The sequence below is a fragment of the Streptomyces sp. NPDC000983 genome (genome assembly GCF_040299205.1).
Taxonomy (GTDB): Bacteria; Actinomycetota; Actinomycetes; order Streptomycetales; family Streptomycetaceae; genus Streptomyces.
Map to the genome: position 1 here is coordinate 1 of NZ_JBEPBM010000075.1, position 17047 is coordinate 17047.

At 65.1% G+C, this 17047-nt stretch carries 14 protein-coding genes and 2 pseudogenes; 9 read left to right on the top strand and 7 right to left on the bottom strand.

Annotation, left to right across the window (positions count from 1 at the left end; translation table 11 throughout):
- Positions 1–5: 5 nt before the first annotated feature.
- Entirely contained in the window at positions 6–1076 is a 1071-nt protein-coding gene (locus tag ABT296_RS37115; protein WP_351934326.1) for a tyrosine-type recombinase/integrase, read from the bottom strand.
- A gap of 139 nt (positions 1077–1215) precedes the next feature.
- On the opposite strand from ABT296_RS37115, the pseudogene ABT296_RS37120 reads away from it, so the two are divergent.
- Positions 1216–1365: pseudogene (locus ABT296_RS37120) on the top strand (ATP-binding protein); the annotation flags it as partial.
- A gap of 146 nt (positions 1366–1511) precedes the next feature.
- Here the strand turns inward: ABT296_RS37120 and ABT296_RS37125 are convergent.
- A complete protein-coding gene (locus ABT296_RS37125; RefSeq protein WP_351934328.1) occupies positions 1512–1763 on the bottom strand; it encodes a hypothetical protein in 252 nt (83 codons plus the stop codon).
- Positions 1764–2041: 278 nt separating this feature from the next.
- On the opposite strand from ABT296_RS37125, the gene ABT296_RS37130 reads away from it, so the two are divergent.
- The gene (locus tag ABT296_RS37130; protein WP_351934347.1) at positions 2042–3646 is read left to right on the top strand and encodes an ISL3 family transposase; all 1605 of its coding nucleotides are present in this window, start codon (positions 2042–2044) and stop codon (positions 3644–3646) included.
- Between the two features lie 40 nt (positions 3647–3686).
- On the opposite strand, the gene ABT296_RS37135 is transcribed toward ABT296_RS37130, so the two are convergent.
- On the bottom strand, positions 3687–4163 hold the full coding sequence (locus tag ABT296_RS37135; protein WP_351934330.1) for a DUF4262 domain-containing protein: 477 nt from the start codon (positions 4161–4163) through the stop codon (positions 3687–3689).
- Positions 4164–4436: 273 nt separating this feature from the next.
- On the opposite strand from ABT296_RS37135, the gene ABT296_RS37140 reads away from it, so the two are divergent.
- Positions 4437–4991, top strand: a complete 555-nt coding sequence (locus tag ABT296_RS37140) for a hypothetical protein (protein ID WP_351934332.1) — start codon at positions 4437–4439, stop codon at positions 4989–4991.
- A gap of 305 nt (positions 4992–5296) precedes the next feature.
- On the opposite strand, the gene ABT296_RS37145 is transcribed toward ABT296_RS37140, so the two are convergent.
- Positions 5297–6214 carry a replication-relaxation family protein gene (locus ABT296_RS37145; RefSeq protein WP_351934334.1) on the bottom strand — a complete coding sequence of 306 codons (918 nt, stop codon included), beginning with the start codon at positions 6212–6214 and terminating at the stop codon, positions 5297–5299.
- 659 nt (positions 6215–6873) lie between these two features.
- On the opposite strand from ABT296_RS37145, the gene ABT296_RS37150 reads away from it, so the two are divergent.
- The gene (locus ABT296_RS37150) at positions 6874–7143 is read left to right on the top strand and encodes an ANTAR domain-containing protein (RefSeq protein ID WP_351934335.1); all 270 of its coding nucleotides are present in this window, start codon (positions 6874–6876) and stop codon (positions 7141–7143) included.
- A 108-nt stretch (positions 7144–7251) separates the two neighbouring features.
- On the opposite strand, the gene ABT296_RS37155 is transcribed toward ABT296_RS37150, so the two are convergent.
- Positions 7252–7569 (bottom strand): hypothetical protein, encoded by a 318-nt coding sequence (locus tag ABT296_RS37155; protein ID WP_351934336.1) that lies wholly within the window; start codon positions 7567–7569, stop codon positions 7252–7254.
- A gap of 423 nt (positions 7570–7992) precedes the next feature.
- Between ABT296_RS37155 and ABT296_RS37160 the strand changes: the two genes are divergently transcribed.
- The gene (locus ABT296_RS37160) at positions 7993–9384 is read left to right on the top strand and encodes a NucA/NucB deoxyribonuclease domain-containing protein (protein ID WP_351934337.1); all 1392 of its coding nucleotides are present in this window, start codon (positions 7993–7995) and stop codon (positions 9382–9384) included.
- A 48-nt stretch (positions 9385–9432) separates the two neighbouring features.
- Here ABT296_RS37160 and ABT296_RS37165 read toward each other — a convergent pair whose 3' ends face one another.
- The gene (locus ABT296_RS37165; RefSeq protein ID WP_351934339.1) at positions 9433–10068 is read right to left on the bottom strand and encodes a DUF6461 domain-containing protein; all 636 of its coding nucleotides are present in this window, start codon (positions 10066–10068) and stop codon (positions 9433–9435) included.
- A 187-nt stretch (positions 10069–10255) separates the two neighbouring features.
- On the opposite strand from ABT296_RS37165, the gene ABT296_RS37170 reads away from it, so the two are divergent.
- Positions 10256–10726, top strand: a complete 471-nt coding sequence (locus ABT296_RS37170; RefSeq protein WP_351934341.1) for a hypothetical protein — start codon at positions 10256–10258, stop codon at positions 10724–10726.
- Here the strand turns inward: ABT296_RS37170 and ABT296_RS37175 are convergent.
- Positions 10698–11639, bottom strand: coding sequence for an IS5 family transposase (locus tag ABT296_RS37175; RefSeq protein ID WP_351934343.1), 942 nt, complete (start codon positions 11637–11639; stop codon positions 10698–10700). The genes ABT296_RS37170 and ABT296_RS37175 overlap by 29 nt on opposite strands.
- A gap of 139 nt (positions 11640–11778) precedes the next feature.
- Here ABT296_RS37175 and ABT296_RS37180 point away from each other — a divergent pair.
- The 3 genes and pseudogenes from ABT296_RS37180 to ABT296_RS37190 form a co-directional block, all read left to right on the top strand.
- Positions 11779–15687: pseudogene (locus tag ABT296_RS37180) on the top strand (polymorphic toxin-type HINT domain-containing protein); the annotation flags it as partial.
- 9 nt (positions 15688–15696) lie between these two features.
- Positions 15697–15969 (top strand): toxin C-terminal domain-containing protein, encoded by a 273-nt coding sequence (locus ABT296_RS37185; RefSeq protein ID WP_502977422.1) that lies wholly within the window; start codon positions 15697–15699, stop codon positions 15967–15969.
- Entirely contained in the window at positions 15954–16916 is a 963-nt protein-coding gene (locus ABT296_RS37190; RefSeq protein WP_351934345.1) for a hypothetical protein, read from the top strand. The genes ABT296_RS37185 and ABT296_RS37190 overlap by 16 nt, the downstream gene beginning before the upstream one ends.
- The last annotated feature ends 131 nt before the right edge of the window (positions 16917–17047 follow it).

Here is a 17047-nt window from a genome sequence, read left to right on the forward strand (position 1 = left end):
GATCTTCATGCCGTGGTGTCCTTCCCGGTCAGCTCGGCCAGCGTGCTGGCGACAGCGCGTTGATAGGCGTCCTCAATGAAGGTCGCGGAGGGCCGGACATAACGCATGGTCGAGCTGACTGTCCAGTGACCGAGCATCTGCTGGATCGCGACGAGATCGACGCCGCGTTCGTAGTTGTGGGTCGCGCAGGCTCTTCTCAGGGCATGCGGGCTGAACCTCTCGGCTGCCGGGCGTCCTTCGAGTTCCATCAGATAGCGCAGCCGGTTGCGGATGGTCCCGCGGTGCAGGCTGCCGCCGGACTCGTCGGCGAAGAGCACCGGTGAGTCGGGGAACTTGGGCCGCACGTCTTCCAGGAACCATCGCAGAACCAGGTCCAGCCCATCGAGCATGGGCACCCACCGAGGCCGCGGCCCGGACGTGTGAGCTCCCTTGCCGAAGCGGACGTGGAGCTTGCCGAACGGGCCTCGGGTGAAGTGCGGGTCCGGCCTCTCCAGCAGCGATGCCTCCTCCGAGCGGAGCCCGGCGTGATACAGCGTCCGGAACATCGCATAGTCCCGGGCAGCGGGTCCGTACTTCCGGGCGGTGGCGATCCGCCGCTTCATGAAGTCGAAGAACTCCGTCACCCGCTCCGGTGTCGGTGGCGGCAGCAGGGTCGGCGAGTCGTCACCGACATGCCGGGAGGCATTGAACTCGTCGACCGGGCAGACCAGACGGGCGCCGAATGCGGCCTCGATCTCGGCCGCCTTGCGGGCCTGCAGGAACCGGTGAAACCTCTTGAAGATCTGCACGTACTCGCGCCGGGTCGACGTCGCACGACCCTTCACCGCCAGGTCGCCGACCACCCGGTCGATGTCCTCGGGTGTCACCTCCCACGCGGGCCGGCCCAGCGCGGCCAGGGCCCGTTCCAGCAGGCCGATGTCGTTGTCGATGGTCACCGGGCTGAACCCGCGGGCCCGCCACGAGGCGACGAACGCGTCGACGCACGCGGCCTGGAACTGCCACGGGTCCGTTGACAGGGGTTCTTGCGGGATGCCCCCACCCGCGATGACCTGGAGTCTCGCCTCGGCCACCGGCACACCTTCCTCGCACCTGAACGGTCAAGGCAGCACCTTGAAAACCTGGGTGCCACCGCGAGAACCAACGAGGACCCCAGGAACGGGATACGGCCAGGTGGCAGCGGCAACACTTGTGAGGGAACAAGTGCCAGCCCCAGATGGCTGGACGAAGACGTTCACGGACCCCCGCCTCTGCGCGGCCATCGTCGACCGGCTCACCTTCAACGGCACCATCATCGAGACCGGCACCGACTCCTACCGCCTCGCCAGCACCCGAGCCCGAGCCGAGGAGCCCGCCAAGGCCGGCTGACATCTGCCGCTACCTGACTCGACGGCCTGCCGCCCTGACGGCCTGCCGCCCTGACGGCCTGCCGCCCTGACGGCCTGCCGCCCTGACGGGCGGCGGGCCGGTTGGTATTCGCGGGCGGTGCTGTCCGGTCGCGAGATTCGATCGGCTCAGTCTTCAGAGCCGTCGTCATCGAGCGGACGCAGGCGGCGCCGGGCCTCCTCCAGCCGCACGTCATAGTCAGGGAAGAACAGCGCGGGCAGCAACTTGTCCAGCTGGCCGGCGATCCGATGAATCGGCGCCCATGCGGCTGGATCGTCGACCGTGTTGCTCAGGTCGGTCATCTGCAACCGTTCCAACCAGTCCGACAGGATCGTCGCTTCGTCGCGGGTGAGCTTGATCGTGATCTCTGCTTCTTCCACCCCGGCCCCACCCCTTCGAACAGGCAACTCAACGTTCGACAGCACGACCTACCGATCGCCAGCCCCGCGAGATCGACCAGCCTTCATCGGGCCCGGACACGTGCCGTCATCTCTCGGTTCTGGCACAGATCTTGGGGAGCGGTCGCGGAGCGTCACCTTGGTGTTCGATTGTGAGGGACTGGGTCGCGTGAGACCGCGTACGCCTGGCCGCCCGCCCTCCGAAATTGACGCCCCGTCATGTTGGTGGTCGTGTCTGCCGTGGTCGGCTGTGGACCGTGATGGTGCTGGTCATGCTGACCGATGCATCGTTCTGGGACTCGCTCGTGTTCGACGGGATCGACGACGTGGATGTCGAGGCGGTGTCGGCCGCGTTCGGCACGGTCGAGGTGGTGGCGAGAGGCCGGGTGGCCGGGGCGGCGTGTCCGGACTGCGGCTGCTTCTCGGACCGGGTGCACGACCGCTATCAGCGCAGGTTGAAGGATCTTCCGCTCGCTGAGCAGGGCTTCGTGATCCGGTTGGCGGTCCGGCGTTTCATCTGTGGGGCGGCGGACTGTCCGCGTCGCACATTCGCCGAGCCGTTCTCGCGGTTGGCCGCCCCGTACGCACGGTTCACCACGCGGCTCAGCCACGCCCTGGAGCGGGTGGGGCTCGCGCTGGCCGGGCGGGCGGGCGCCCGGCTGGCTGCCCAGCTGGGCTTCGGCGCGGGAAGGATGACCTTATTGCGCAGGGTCATGGCGCTGCCTGATCCGCAGTTCAGCACGCCGCGAGTGCTGGGCGTGGACGACTTCGCGATCCGCCGCGGTCAGACCTACTCCACCGTCTTGACCAGCGTCGAAGACCATCGCGTGGTCGACGTGCTCCCGACGCGTGAAGCCGGGCCGCTGGCCGCGTGGCTGATCCGTCACCCCGGCGTGGAGATCATCTGCCGGGACCGGGCCGGCGCCTACGCCGAGGGTGCCCGGCGCGGCGCACCCGATGCCCTGCAGATCGCTGACCGCTTCCATCTGTGGCAGGGTCTCGGCCGAGCAGTGGAGACCTGCGTCGCTTCCCACCGCGACTGCCTGCGCAGCCCGTCGGCCAGCGGCACACTGCCGGAGGCCACCCGACTTGCTTCCGGTCGACCGCAGGACGACTCGGAGCCCGTCGGCCGACGCGCCGAGCGCAAGAAGGCGGCACACGCCCTGGTTCACGAGCTCCTGGCCCAGGGTCACTCACGCCGGGCGATAGCCCGACATCTGGGCTGGGGCCTCAACACCGTCCTCCGGTACGCAAACGCCGCCCGCTGGCAGGACACCATCCGCGAGAACCGGCCCCGTCCCAGCAGGCTGGCCCCCTACAAGCCCTACCTGGAGCGCCGATTCGCCGAAGGATGCACCAGCGTCACCCACCTCCACACCGAACTCATTGCCGCCAACGCGCCCGTCACCTACCAGATGGTCCGCGCCCACATCGCTACCCTCCGCAGGGCTCCGTCCGGCGCGGCACCGCGGCCACCGTCGGTGCGGCAGGTGACCGGCTGGCTCACCCGGCACCCCGCGACCCTGACCGAGGAAGACAGGGCCGGCCTGAAGGAGGTCCTGGCCCGCTGCCCCGAACTGGACAAGGCCGCCGGACACGTCCGCGACTTCGGCGAGATACTCACCGACCGCCTCGGCTCCACACTCCCCACCTGGATCGACGCAGTCGACGCCAGCCAGCTACCTGGCCTCACCGGCTTCGCACTCCACCTGCTCCGAGACATCGACGCTGTGACCGCTGGGCTCACTCTCGACTGGAGCTCCGGCAGCATCGAGGGAGCCGTCAACCGCATCAAGAAGATCAAGCGGCAGCTCTACGGCCGCGCCGGATTCGAACTGCTCCGCAAAATGATCTTGCTCCAGTAGCTTCTCACAATGGTGTTGCTCGGTTGCTGGCCGGTTCGGGTCATAGTTCGGTCGTCCAGATCCCGACAGGGTGCTCACGCGGTGGCAGCCACAATTGAGGCTGTGACTCCCGATGCCTCTCCTCAGCCTGCTCGTCCCAATGAAATCGGTCATCCGCGTCGGGCCACGCGACTTGCAGCATGGGGAAAGGAGGTCGCCGGAAGAACCCGATGGCCTGTCCGAAGAAGGTCCGGTACCAGCGGAGATCGACCTGCCTGAGCGCGACTTGGTGACCGTCGACAACGTGAGGATGTCTCTGGCTGTCAGCCAGTACAGCGCCTGCGGCGGCCTTCTCTCCGAGCCTGTTGAGAATGCGGTGCATGACGTGGATATCGAGTCCGAACATGGCGAGCTCAGGTGCGCCGTGAGTGTGCACGAGGCCGATCGTGTAGGCGAATCCAGGACCGATGTCGTCCTCGGGAACCATCACGACGTGCCATCCGTGCCGCTGCACATTCTCGATGATCGTCAGATCCATGCGGTCCGCTTCGTCTCGGTCACCGTAGTCATGACAGAGGACGCAGCGACAAGGGAACGGATCAGCAGTCATACGCGGAGGCTACGAGGTGAGTGTTCGAGCCGGACAGCCGGGCTCGTGACCACCCTTGAATCGAACGGCACTGTCACCCTCCGCGACGGCTCCCCAAGATCTGTGCCAGAACCCCGTTCTCGTGAACAAAGCCAGTGCAAGAATTTTCCCGCCGCAGGATGCAGCCATGCTCACAAGGCACTTCACGGGAAGGGAGCCATCGTGGCCGCCGTCACGCACGAGGTGTACGTCAACGAGGGCCTGTTCGGCCTTCTGGACGCAGGGGAAATTCCTGCCCACTCAGCGGACTGGTCCAACGGCTTCGTCGCTCCCATGAGCGAGGGAGCTCTGATCGGCACCGGTATCAACACGGGCCGTATACGGGTGACAATCCAGGGGCCGCACGCCGACACACCAGGTCAACCAGCAGACGGCTGGGAGGAAATCGTCGAGGCCAGTGTGCATGCCCCAGCCGGCAAGCTCTCGGTGGAGTCGCTTGAATACGGCCCCCTCGCGGACGATTCCGCCATGCTCAGTCCCGCAGGACCCGCCTGGTACCGAGTCCGCGTGCACGCGCGCGGTCGTGCGCTCAACTTCGATGGGGTGAGCACGGAACCGGTAGAGGACTACCTCATCATCGCGTGGCCTGCGCCTCCAGCCGAGACCACCATAATGCGAACCAGCGAGAGCATCGAACGGAACCTCCGCACGCCGCCGCTCAAGCCGGCGCCCCCGCCCGACACCGACGTGAACCCGCCGTCTCCGAAACCCCAATAGCAGCGCTCTGCCCGAGGCGGGTTGATGTACTCATGAAACAGACCCTCGGCTGGACCGCCCCTAAAGCTAAGGCGAGTATGCGGCTCTTGAGCATGAGGGCCTATCAGTCCCGAGGCCGAAAGCGCTGAGGACCTCCCATGGGGCGCCGCCTGCCCAGCCCATCGGCTGCGCAATACGGCTGTGACCAGGTGTGGTCGGGCCCATGGTCGGGGTGCGCATCCGGCAGCCGGCCACCCCTGCGCACCCATCAGGGCCGGTCACTGCGCAGCCGCCGCTACGCTACCAACGGCTGCGCAGCAGCCTGCTCACTGCGCGGCGAAGCCGGCCGCGGATGCGGTCCACGCGATGCGGCTGTCGGGTTCGTGGACGGGCCGCCAGACAGGCTCTGACGGCCCGTTGCGCAGGATGTCGACGAGGGGAGCCACGAGTACGGGAACGGTGCGCAGGAAGACCGCGAGGGCGGGTTCACTGGCCGCCGCGTGCAGGGCTCTGACACGGTTCTCGACCCCTCTGGGGCCGGTGCCGTCGAGGACGAACAACACCCTCGGGAAGAGCGGGTAGAGGCGTCGCCACCCCTCCTCGGCCTCCACCGGCCACTGCCCCACAGCGGGCCTGCGGCGACCGACTGGCAGTGCCGGTATGTGGTTGTGGAGGCGTGCGTAGGCGCCGATCTTCGCGGCGAGGCGTTCGGGTCCCATGGTCGCGCGGTCGATTTCTACGAACGCCCGGAACATCGCCCCCCGCCCCCGTTTCCCGCGCTGGTAGTACAGCAGCGCGTCGGGAATGACCGCCTCGCCCGCCCCCAGGGAATGATGGACTTCCGGGATCCAGTCCAAGGGGCGACAGGTGTCCCCGTGACGGCGTGCGTCCTGGAGGAAAGCGAGTCCGGTCTCGGTGACGGTCAGCGCGTGCCCCACCCGCACCCGCGCAGCAGCCGGGTCGGCTACCAGCCGCGGCGGCCGCCGGCCGCGCAGCTCCGGCCGCTCGAACGCAACCTGCACCCCAAAAGCGGTCGGCCACCACACCCGCCGCCGACCAGCCCGCGGCAACGTGATCCGGTCCACCAGCCCATCAGCGCGGAGCCTCATCAGCCGTCGTCGGGTCTGCTCGATCCGAGCCCCCGGCGCAATCAACAAGTGCATCTGCTCGGTCGTAGCCATCCGATACTGCGCCAGCACCGCCAACGCCAGCCCGTCACCACTGCCCGCCTCCGCCTCCAACACCAGCCGCCCCCTCGCCTTCCTCGAGGCGCCACAGGAAGGCGACGCCGCGCTCAGGAAGACAGCGCATCAGCCAGCGCCGACCAGACCACCGACCACCAGAGGCCGACCAGGGACACGACTCGACAACCCTGCCGTAAACCGGCCCGACAACCTGGCCCACAACCCCGCCGACAACTGTCCGCAGCCGAAAGGACCCCTGCCGCATACCCGCAGCTCACCATGCGGTTCCAAGCGTGGTTGGCAGCCCGACATCCCCCTCTGCACACCCCCGGCACCCAACCAACAAGGAAAAAGGGGAAGGAAGGGATGGGCGGGCGTACGGGAGCGAGCGGCCGGGGGATCGGGCGGCATCGTGTCTGGTGCGCGTCGGCAGCCGCCTCCGCGCGGCGCATCGCACGCAAGGGCCGCCTGCGCAGGGATGGCTCCATGCCAGTGTCTGAGCTACGGCGGCTTCTTGTCCGGTCGGTAGCGATCGTCCGGGTAGGGGGACTTTGTTTGCCGCACGGTGTGCTGGTGGGTGTTTGGGGCAGGGGGTTGGTATGCGGCCTCCCCAGCGCCCGGTCCGGCGTGATCGCGTTCGATCAGCTCACCCTTTCCGTGGTCGTGAAAGCGGTGCAGGGGAGAGTGCGGGCGAGGGCGGCTCGCCGAGGGATGAGGTTGTGGAGCTGCTGGAGGAAAGAGAGCAGCTCAAGCATGCGATGGAGAGCCGGCCGGTCATCGACATGGCCCGTGGGGTGCTGATTGCGGGCCTCGCCTGTCAGCCGGAGGAGGCGTGGGAGATCCTGGTGACGGTCTCCCAGCACGCCAATATCAAACTGCGGGACGTCGCCGAGGCAATCACCTCGGCCGCGACCGGGAAGCCGATGCCGGAAGTGCTTCAAGAGCACCTCGCGGCTGCCGTGCGGTCATGGCAAGCCGACCGGGCATGACCGCCGATCATCCGGGTAGTCGGAGGGCGTCTGCAGGGGAAGGACCGCCGAAGCCTGGGGAGGTCAAAGCGGTCCTTCCCCTGACATGGTGTGCGCCTGCTCCAGCCCTCAGGATGCGGTGCCGGCGTCTCCCGCTTCGTGCAGGGCGCGGGCGTCGTTGACTGCGCGCTGCCAGCTGCGGGGCACTCCGCCGTGCTCACGGGCCAGGCGCGCGGCGAGGCCGCGTCGGTACCCGCTCTCGGCGCGCAGCGCGGCCAGCGCCACACTCACCGCCTGGTCCCGCCGGCTGCGGTCGATGCTCGCCGGGGTCCCCGGCTTACGGCCGGCCCGACCCAACCGCCCCGCGCCGACGTCCTCCTGCCAGGTGGTCCAGAACGCCTCCACGGCCTGTTGATCGAAGGAGTACGTCCGCTTCACCGTGTGCACGACCTCGGGATGACGACACCCCTCCGGCCGCGTATGACGCTCGGCGTACCAGCGAGCAAGCGTTGCAGCCGATGCACCCGTCAGCCCACCGATCCACGCCCTGCTCACCACCCACCGTCCCTCGTGCAGCAGGCGCAGTGATGCACCCTCCAACACCATCAACGGCCACCCCTTTTCACATCGTCCTGGAGCGGGGGGCAGGGGCGTTCGCTGGCGCCTGCACTGAATTCTCGCAATTGCCAATTAGGCCATTCTCTCAATGGCTTGATCGCTCGGGTTCCTGTTTTTTGTTGACCTCTTTCACGGCCGCGTGATTGGATTCCCGCAGGAGTTCGCGCCAAAGCCCCAACGAGTTAGATGCGGCCTCAATTCATTGCAATTCCGTCAACTCGGAGGATGATTTTGCGATTCAGGCGAGGGTTCGTGGCACTTGCGGCGGTGGTCACGGTCATGGGTGGGATGACTGCGGCCACAGCAACCCCTTCCGGCAGTGCTGCATCGGTCAGCACGTCATCTGCAGGCCTGCATAAGGAAAGGGAGAAAACCCTTAACGGGCCGCGTGCCGTGCAGAAGAAGGCCAACGTCAAGGACCAAAAGAGCTGCGAAAAAGTGCGGCGTGAGGCTGCCGGCAGCGGTGAGAGAAAGGCGATGTGTGTCGAACTGGTAGACGCTACGGAAAGCCGTAGCCGTAGCCGCCTCAATTCGACAGAGTCCGCTGCCGCTGGCGGAGTCGTGTGGTGTGACGGCAAGGACATGGGCACGGTTTATGTTACTCGGGTGTCCATCTGTGAGAGTCAGATGCTCCGGGTAACGGTCCTCAATACCCAGACGGGAGCGCCGCTGGGCGTTGCATTCCTGACCGTAAAGCAGGAAATCAACACGCGGGAGGTGGACGGTAAGCCTTTGCCTCTCCCCGGATCGTTTCACGAGGACTTCTATATGCAGGTGCAGGGCGCTTCTGGCGTGCTTGCAGGGGGTTTTTCGCTTGAGGTCGATGCGGAGTGCGCTCCCACGTCCCAGTGTCAGCAGGGCGAGGCACCTTGGAGTGGACCGGTACCCGTCACCATCCTGTCCGAGCTCGAAGGGACCTGGAACCGCGTGTGGGCCGAACCGGTCGGCAACGCCACGATGATGCTGGCGTACACGGTCACCGTTTCCTACGGGGGGCATAAGGAAAGCCACAACTGGGGCATCAACGAGTCCAGTGCCTGGGAGGTGCGCTGTGACAAGGAAATAGGCACAGTCATCGGCTGCATCGTTCCGGCCTACACTCCTACGTTTGTCGTGAACTACCTGAAGTATCCTGCGGGGAGCGACTACATAGACGATGCGCAGGCATATATAGAGACCCATCCCGGGCGCGAGGAGAGCGACGGTAGCGGTCTGCCTTTGCATCGCGAGGCCGACACCCAAAGGGCCCAGACGAACCGGAACAGGGTGTGCGACCGCACATTTGTGATCGAGGACAGATTCAACGGCGCCCATGAGATCCAGTGCGACGAGTACCCCTTTGCTCGAAGCAAGGAAGGCGGGGCAACGAGCGTCATCCCGGGCACCCTCGGCAGGGGCACCAACTGCAAACAGTTCGTGGCGTCGCCGGGGTACGCCGACTTCGAGCCCAGGCGGAACCACACCATGCTCTCCCACGGCGTGAGCGGCTCTGCCCCCTGCGCCAGGGCCAGCATGCCAAAGGTGGACAACGAAGGAATCGGGGGAGATCTCGGCCGCTTTTTCCCCAGTCAACGAATGCTCGACGGTGATGCGTTCTGGGTAGATGCCATGTCGTGGCCAGAATATTGCAACTGCGTCGGATAGAAGTTTCCGGTGGGCTTGCCGTGAGCGGCAAACCCACCGGAAAACTCTCTACCGGCCAACACAGACGGTCATCATCGGCTGAATGTCTGTACTCCGCGGGATCTCCAGGTGAAACCGCTCCTCCATCTGCGTCAACACACTGAATGCCGGGTCATGAGAGTCTTCCAGCCCTTCGACCCGGATTCCCTCGCTGGATCCCCCCACGGGATGCAGCGGATCGAACGAGTTAACCAGCTCGCCATCAACCGCGTATTGCACCCATGCCGCCATATTTACCGTCTGTCCAAACGATATATAGCGAGTGTCGCGGGACGCTTGCCGCGCCGTCACCGGACTTGAAAGGTACGACCCGAACGACTGGATTGCATATGCCCATCCGCTGATGCATCCCATGCGAATTATCTCGGCATCAGGGTGCATGAAAGCCGTATCTCTCAACTCATCTTCGTTGAGGTCATAGGACTCCAACTCGTTCATCTCCGGATATCGGCTGGCTAGGTCGATAGCCTCCACTTGTTCTCTTGTAAGCATCAGAGAGCGGTCTATATTTCCCCCGAGCCTGAGTATAAAGTCTTCAAGGCTTACTCCTTCACAAAAGGCCACGCAGAAGCCTTCGCTAAAAGACTCGGGGAGCCAGGTCACCCCGTCGCTCATATATCTCCTCCGCACGATATTGACTGCCATGCAACCCTGATTCCTAGCGGCATCCTGCCGCCTCATAGCGGGCCACACGGTCCTGCCATGAGGATCTCAGACGCCATCCGCTTTCCGAACGTGTTCGTTTGGTTCGGGCTGGGTGGGCATGAACTCCGGCCGGCGGCGGGAGAGATGCGGACGGTTCGTTCGCTCGCGTTGCTCGTGGAGGTGGCTGGTGCCGTCGGTGCTCGGTCTGCTGGAGGCCCGGGAGAAGAAGGTGCGAGAAGAAATCGCACTGTTGCAGGAGGAGGCCGAGCGGGTGCAGGCCGCGCTCGGCGAGGCGGAACGGGCTCTTCAGCGGCTGGTGGATGCCCGTGCAACGGTGGCCGAGGTGCTGGCCGAGCCGCCTTCCGTGGTCGCGGAGCCGCAGCGGGGTTCAGTGGCCGGCTCGGTGGTGCCCCACCGGACCGACGGCATGACGGTGTCGGTCCTGGCGCTGGACTACCAGCGGATCGTGTCGGTGCTGGAGTCGGAAGCGGGCCGGGAGGGCATGCGCTGTCAGCAGCTGGCCAGGGCTCTGGGGCTTCAGGTGGTCCCAGCGAAGGTCGAGGGGCTGCGGTCGAAGGCGAAACGCCTGGTGGAGCGGGGGTGGGCTCGGCAGGCGCGGCCGGGAGTGTTCACCGCGCTCGTGGTGCCGGCCGGCTGAAGGCACCGGGGCGGCGTCCGGCCAGGCGGCCGCTCATGAGCATCGTCATCGACCACAGCACCATGGCCTCGTGCATGACGGGCAGGGTCTCGTAGTCGCGGACCAGGCGGCGCGAACGCATCAGCCAGCTGAGCGTTCTTTCCACCACCCACCTGCGCGGCAGCACCACGAAGCCCGTGGTGTCGTCGGTGCGTCTGACGATCTCCAGGGTGAGGTGGAGGTTCTCGGCTGCCCAGTCGACCAGCCGTCCGGCATAGCCGCCGTCCGCCCACACCAGGCGGATGGAGAAGTACATCTGTCGCAGCCGCTCAAGCAGCGGGGCGGCGGCGTCGCGGTCCTGCACGCTCGCCGCGGTCACCGCGACGGCCAGGACCAGGCCGAGGCAGTCCACCACTAGGTGCCGCTTGCGGCCACCCACCTTCTTTCCGCCGTCCCAGCCGGACGTGGAGCGCGGGATGTTCGCCGCTGCCCGCAGTGACTGCGAGTCCACGATCGCGGCCGTCGGGTCCGGTGAGCGGCTCTCCTTGTCCCGCACGCGGTCGCGCAGCCGGTCGTGGAGCTCGGCGAGCAGACCCGTCACCTGCCAGCGGCGGGCGAACGCATGCACACGCCGGTACGGCGGGAAGTCCACAGGCAGATTGGCCCACTTGACGCCGTTGTCGACCACGTAGCGGACGGCATCCAGCATCACACGGTGGCAATAGCTCTCCGGCCGGCCGCCCCGTCCTTCAAGCCACGCGGGCACCGGCAGTACCGCCCGGATGAGCTGCCATTCCGCGTCCGTCATGTCCGAGCCGTAACACCGCACGCGCTCCGGCCCGTCGGCCGCGTTGCCGAACCTGTGCGCGAGGCAGTCACACGACAGGGACGGCGAGTTGGACTCCACACAGGTGAGCGCGAAAGACTGCGGCAACAGGGCCTCCTGGTGATCGGTTTGGTTCGCACCCCCGACCTACCAAGAGGCCCTGCTGTCATGCGCCGGCCCTCGCGCGATCACCCGAACAGGAACCCTGTTCGACCAGACCAGCCCCGCCATCGATAAGCGGATGGCGTCTCACCTGCACAACACCGCTGACTGGCTGATCGGTCTGCCCAAGCAGGTCCGTGTCACCGGAACCAGCTGCGCAGCCCAGGCCACCGCGGACCCGGCGACCCAGCTGAAATCGTCGGTGCAATACACCTACGACAACCTCACCTACGGTGCCACCCCCACCAAAGGGTTCCTCACCTCGGCTGCAGGCATCAACGGCGCCGGCACCGCCCACACCCACGTGACGACCACCAGCCACGACCCCCTCGGCCGGGTCCGCAGCGTCACAACCCCCGGGGCCGGAACGACCGAAACGCAGTACACGCCTGGTGACGAGGGCGGCCCGCTCACCCAGGTGAAGTCGATCAACGCCAAGGGCCACAGCACCATCGCGACCCTGGACCCCGGCCGTAGCCTGCCGCTCACTGTCACCGACCCCAACGGCCGCCTCACACGCAGCGAATACGACGCTCTGGGCCGCCTCGTAAAGGGCTGGGCCCCGTCCCGGTCGACTGCAGGCCAGTCGCCGAGCGTGCAGATTTCCTACCAGGCGGCCACGGTCACTTCCAAGACCAACCGGCCCGCCTCGGTCACCCTGCAGACCCTCAAGGACGACGGCTCCTACGCCACCAGCATCGCCCTCTACGACGGCCTGCAGCGCGAGGTCCAGACTCAAACCGAGGCCCACGGGCCCGGCCGGATCGTCATGGACACCCACTACAACGACCACGGCCTCGTCTGGGAGAAGACCAGCGGCTACCTCGCCAAGGGCGACCCGAGCACCACCATGTTCCAGCCTCAGTCGCTGGCGCTGGTACCCAGCTCCGTCAAATACCGCTACGACGGCCTCGAACGCCAGTACCGCGCCTCCGTCTACCACGGCGGCAACTACAAGTACGCCACCTACACCACCCACAGTGACACCTACACAGAAGTCAACCCTCCCGGTTCCACAACACCCCGGACCCGTACGAATGTCGACGCCCTGGGCCGCGTCACCTCCATCAAGCACTACAGCCGGGACAGCGGCGACACCGGCCGCAGCACGACCTACGAGTACGACGCCCGCGGCAACCGCAGCAAGGTCACCGACCCCGCAGGCAACGCCTGGACCTACCTCTACGACGCACGCGGCCGGGTCACCTCCTCCACGGACCCCGACACCGGCACCACCACCACCGGCTACGACGACGCGGACCGCCCCAACTACACCAAGGACGCCCGCCAGAAGGAGACGTTCACCGAGTACGACGTCCTCAGCCGCGTCCGATACATACGCCACGGCTCCGCCACCGCCAACCCGTCCAAGGAATACACCTACGACACCGACATCTCCGGCGCACTAGGCCAGCCGACCGCCTCCATCCGGCACACCCCGGACGGCGACTACATCAACCGCGTCACCGGCTACGACGCCGAATACCGCATCACCGGCAGCGAAACCGTCATCCCCGCGAACGCGATGACCACCGGCCTGTCCGGCACCTACGCCTACGCCTACACCCCCACCGGCCTGCCGCAGTCCGTCACCCTCCCCGCCAAGGGCGGCCTGGCCAGCGAAAAGGTCGTCACCCGCTACAACAACGACGGCCTGCCCGAATCGACCTCCGGCCTGACCTGGTACACCGCCGACGCCACCTACTCGCCCTACGGCGAAGTCCTGCGCACCGTCTCCGGCGCCCAGCCCCACCGCGTCTGGACAACCAACTTCGTCAACCCCCACACCGGCAGCCTCCAGCGCACCATCACCGACCGCGAGACCGCCACCCACCGCATCACCGACAGCTACTACTCCTACGACCTCTCCGGCACCATCACCTCCAACGCCCGCGAGCTGACGGAGACGACCGGAAAGACGTGGGACACCCAGTGCTTCACCTACGACGTCATGGGCGAACTCACCCACGCATGGACGTCGCAGACCGCCCCCGACGGCAAGGGCACCGGTTGCAAATCCGCCAACGGCGCCACCTGGGGCCACCGCACGGACCACGCGCCCTCAACAGGGCCGGTCACTGACGCACCCGACGAGTTGAGCGACGCCGCCACCCCCGACACCTCACTGTCGACGACCCTCGCCGCAGCCGCCCCCGACACGGCCTCCCTCTCCACCGGCGACACGGCCTACCGTCAGTCCTTCACCTACGACTGGCTCGGCAACCGCGCCACCCTGACCGAACGCGACATCACCGACCCCACGAAGAACGTCACCTCCACCTACGGTCACGGAAAGACTGTCACCGGCAACGGCACCGCTCCGTCGTACCAGACCCAGCCCCACACCATGACGTGGATCACTTCAACAGCCGAAGGCAAGGGCAGCTCCTACACCTACGACGCGACAGGCAACACCGAAGTCCGCGACCTGCACAACACCACCCAAAACCTCGACTGGACGCCCGAGAACAAACTCGGCTCCATTACCGACGACGGCACCAGAACCACCTACGTCTACGACGCCGGCGGCAACCGCATCCTGGAAAACTCCCCGGCTGGCTCCACCCTGTACCTCGGCGAAACAGAGCTGACCACCAACACCACCGGCACCATCACCAAGGCGTCCCGTACCTACACCCAAGCCGGTGCCCCCGCGGTCACCCGCACCACGACAAACGGCTCCAACACTGCCCACAAACTCAGCATCCTCCTCACCGACCACCTCGGCACCGCCAACACCACAGTCGAAATGGCCACCGGCCAGACCGTCACCCGTCGCGAGTTCAAGCCCTTCGGCGAGACCCGCGGAACAAGCCCTGCATCGTGGCCGAACAAGCGCAGCTACCTCGGAGTCGGCATCGACGACGCGGATACAGGACTGACCCACATAGGAGCCCGCGAATACGACCAGAATTCCGGAAGGTTTCTGTCGGCAGATCCGATCATCGTGATCAGCGACCCGCTACAGATGAACGGATATGCATACTCCAGCAACAGTCCCGTAACCTTCGGAGATCCCTCTGGCCTGTGCCGCGCGGACATCTGTGGAATCGGATATCCCATCGGTGGAACAGGAGCGAATGGCGGCGAGAAGGAGTACGTGACGGTCGCACCTCCGAACGCTGGTGGTGTAGGTCAGGAGACGATCAGCGGGGCAGACTACGTCGGAGAACTCCCCGCCGCCGCAAACGACGACGCAAACAATCTCGTGAAAATCGACGGCGAGTGGCATGTCCGGCTATATCCGGAAGTCTACATGCCCGCAGACAACCCCCACCTTGACGAAGTCGCGGCAGAATTCAATGACTGGGCTTCCTATGTATGTGATGCGAGTCCTAGCCAGGACTATTACTGCATGGCCCCGCGTGCGGATGGATCGGACCCTGATTCCTGGAATCGCATGAAGGGAATGCTGTATTCCTGTAAGGCGAGCTGGGACTGCGGAGACCACTGGGCCAGCCCCGCGGATGCACTGGTAGCCGCTGCAGAGAGTGGCATGGTCAGCGGAAATGGTCGTATTGCTGGCCGCGGCTCCTCCAAGAGGGCCGGATGTGCGAAGTGTTTTCTTGCTGGTACTGATGTCCTTCTGGCCAACGGCCGGACTAAGGACATCGAGGACATCAAGATCGGCGACGAAGTCCTGGCCACCGACCCGGAGACCGGGGAATCAGGCCCCCGAAGGGTCACCCGGCTCATCGTCACCGAAGATGACAAGCACTTCAACGAGCTGTTCATCGCGACAGCGAACGGTATAGAGAAACTCAAGGCCACCCACGAGCACCCCTTCTGGTCCCCATCGGAACGGCGCTGGGTAAACGCGGCCGATCTCGCAACAGGTATGACCCTCCTCACCGACGAGGGCGACACCGTCATCGTCACTGGGAACCGGACTTTCAGCAGGCATGCGCGCACGTACAACCTGACGGTCGACGACCTGCACACGTACTATGTGCTGGCGGGCGAGACTCCAGTACTCGTTCACAACAGTGACTGCGAAGGGCCGATTCTAACCAGGGCTCAGTCCAACCAGGTTCTTGCTCGCCTTGGTTACAAGGAGACCAAGAATAAGTCGGCAGGTCGAGGGGCGACGAAGATTTGGGAGAATAAGAAGGCGCCGGCGTCGGAGAGGTATGTGACTCAAGATATGACTGGACATGGGGGTGGCCTTTTCAAGGCCGGTCCTACCGTTGAGTCGCTCCAGACAACCAGGAGTACGCTCCGGAGCGGTTCTTACGAGCTAGACGAGTTCGGTGGACTGAAATGGCTTCGCCCATGACCCTTTGTTTCCTTGTCTCCAAATATGACGAGTCCAGGCGTAGTGGCCGGATTTCCGACTGGTCCTCCTTTGAAGATGTCGGCAAGTCTTTCAATGGCGAAGTGCTGACGGCTGCCGAGTATCAGCGAGTGGAGGATTTGTACATCTCCGCCGTGGAATCTCTAGCCGACGCGATGCAGGCGGACAGGTTTAAGTTGAGAAACCTAGTTCTCAACGAGCCTCCGCCACCCTGGCTTGGTGCCGCTTATGAGGGCCGTTCTGTTGAGCGGCACACTGCCCTCAGGCTACTTAGGCGGATGCTCCGTCATGGTTTGATTTCTTGCACTTTGGAAAGTGGAGATGTCCTGCGAGTGGCGGTCGAGACTGACTTTTACATCTCGGTAGAGATCCAACCGGATGCGGTGGACTGTCTGGAGGAGGTGAAACGTCTAGGGTTGCATTTGGTTTCTGTGGCTTGCGGCGAAGAAGAAAGCGACGCAACAACGGTGGTTTCCCGTCCAGCAGATGGAGAATTCTGGGAGGAGGTGGCGCACAGCATCAGGCTATCGCGAGGCGCAACTGCAATCCTTGAGCGCTGGGCGGAAGGGTGCTGTGGCTACCGATGGCATCCAATTTTCGATGGGGATTTCTCGACAATTGCCAGATCTGTTCGACCATACTCCTCAGTTACGGCATATCTTGACACAAACGTTCAGTGGGCCTCACGGCGAAACCTCGTGCCTGCAATTGCTTCGGCCATAATGACTGAAGCAATTTCGGTCGTGATCTTCTCGCGGTCGATTGGCGGAGTCGCACCTGAAATTCTAGTAATTAAGGAAGGGGGTGATCTGCCAACCGAGGCAGAGGTGCCTCCCGGCGATGATTTCGGATTCTTCCTTTGGCCAGCCGCCGATTCGACCTCCATCCAGGCGGTAGTGCGGGGCGATGGATGCCAACCCCTTCAGTGAACGAGCGACTCTGTCGGGGATCTTGAGATTCCCGGTACGGCGTCGCCGACGGTTCAGGACACTCGGATGGTTCGTGTAGTCGGGGCCTGTTGAGGTGATCAGTGTCCGTTCGTCTCCGGTCCGGTGCGATG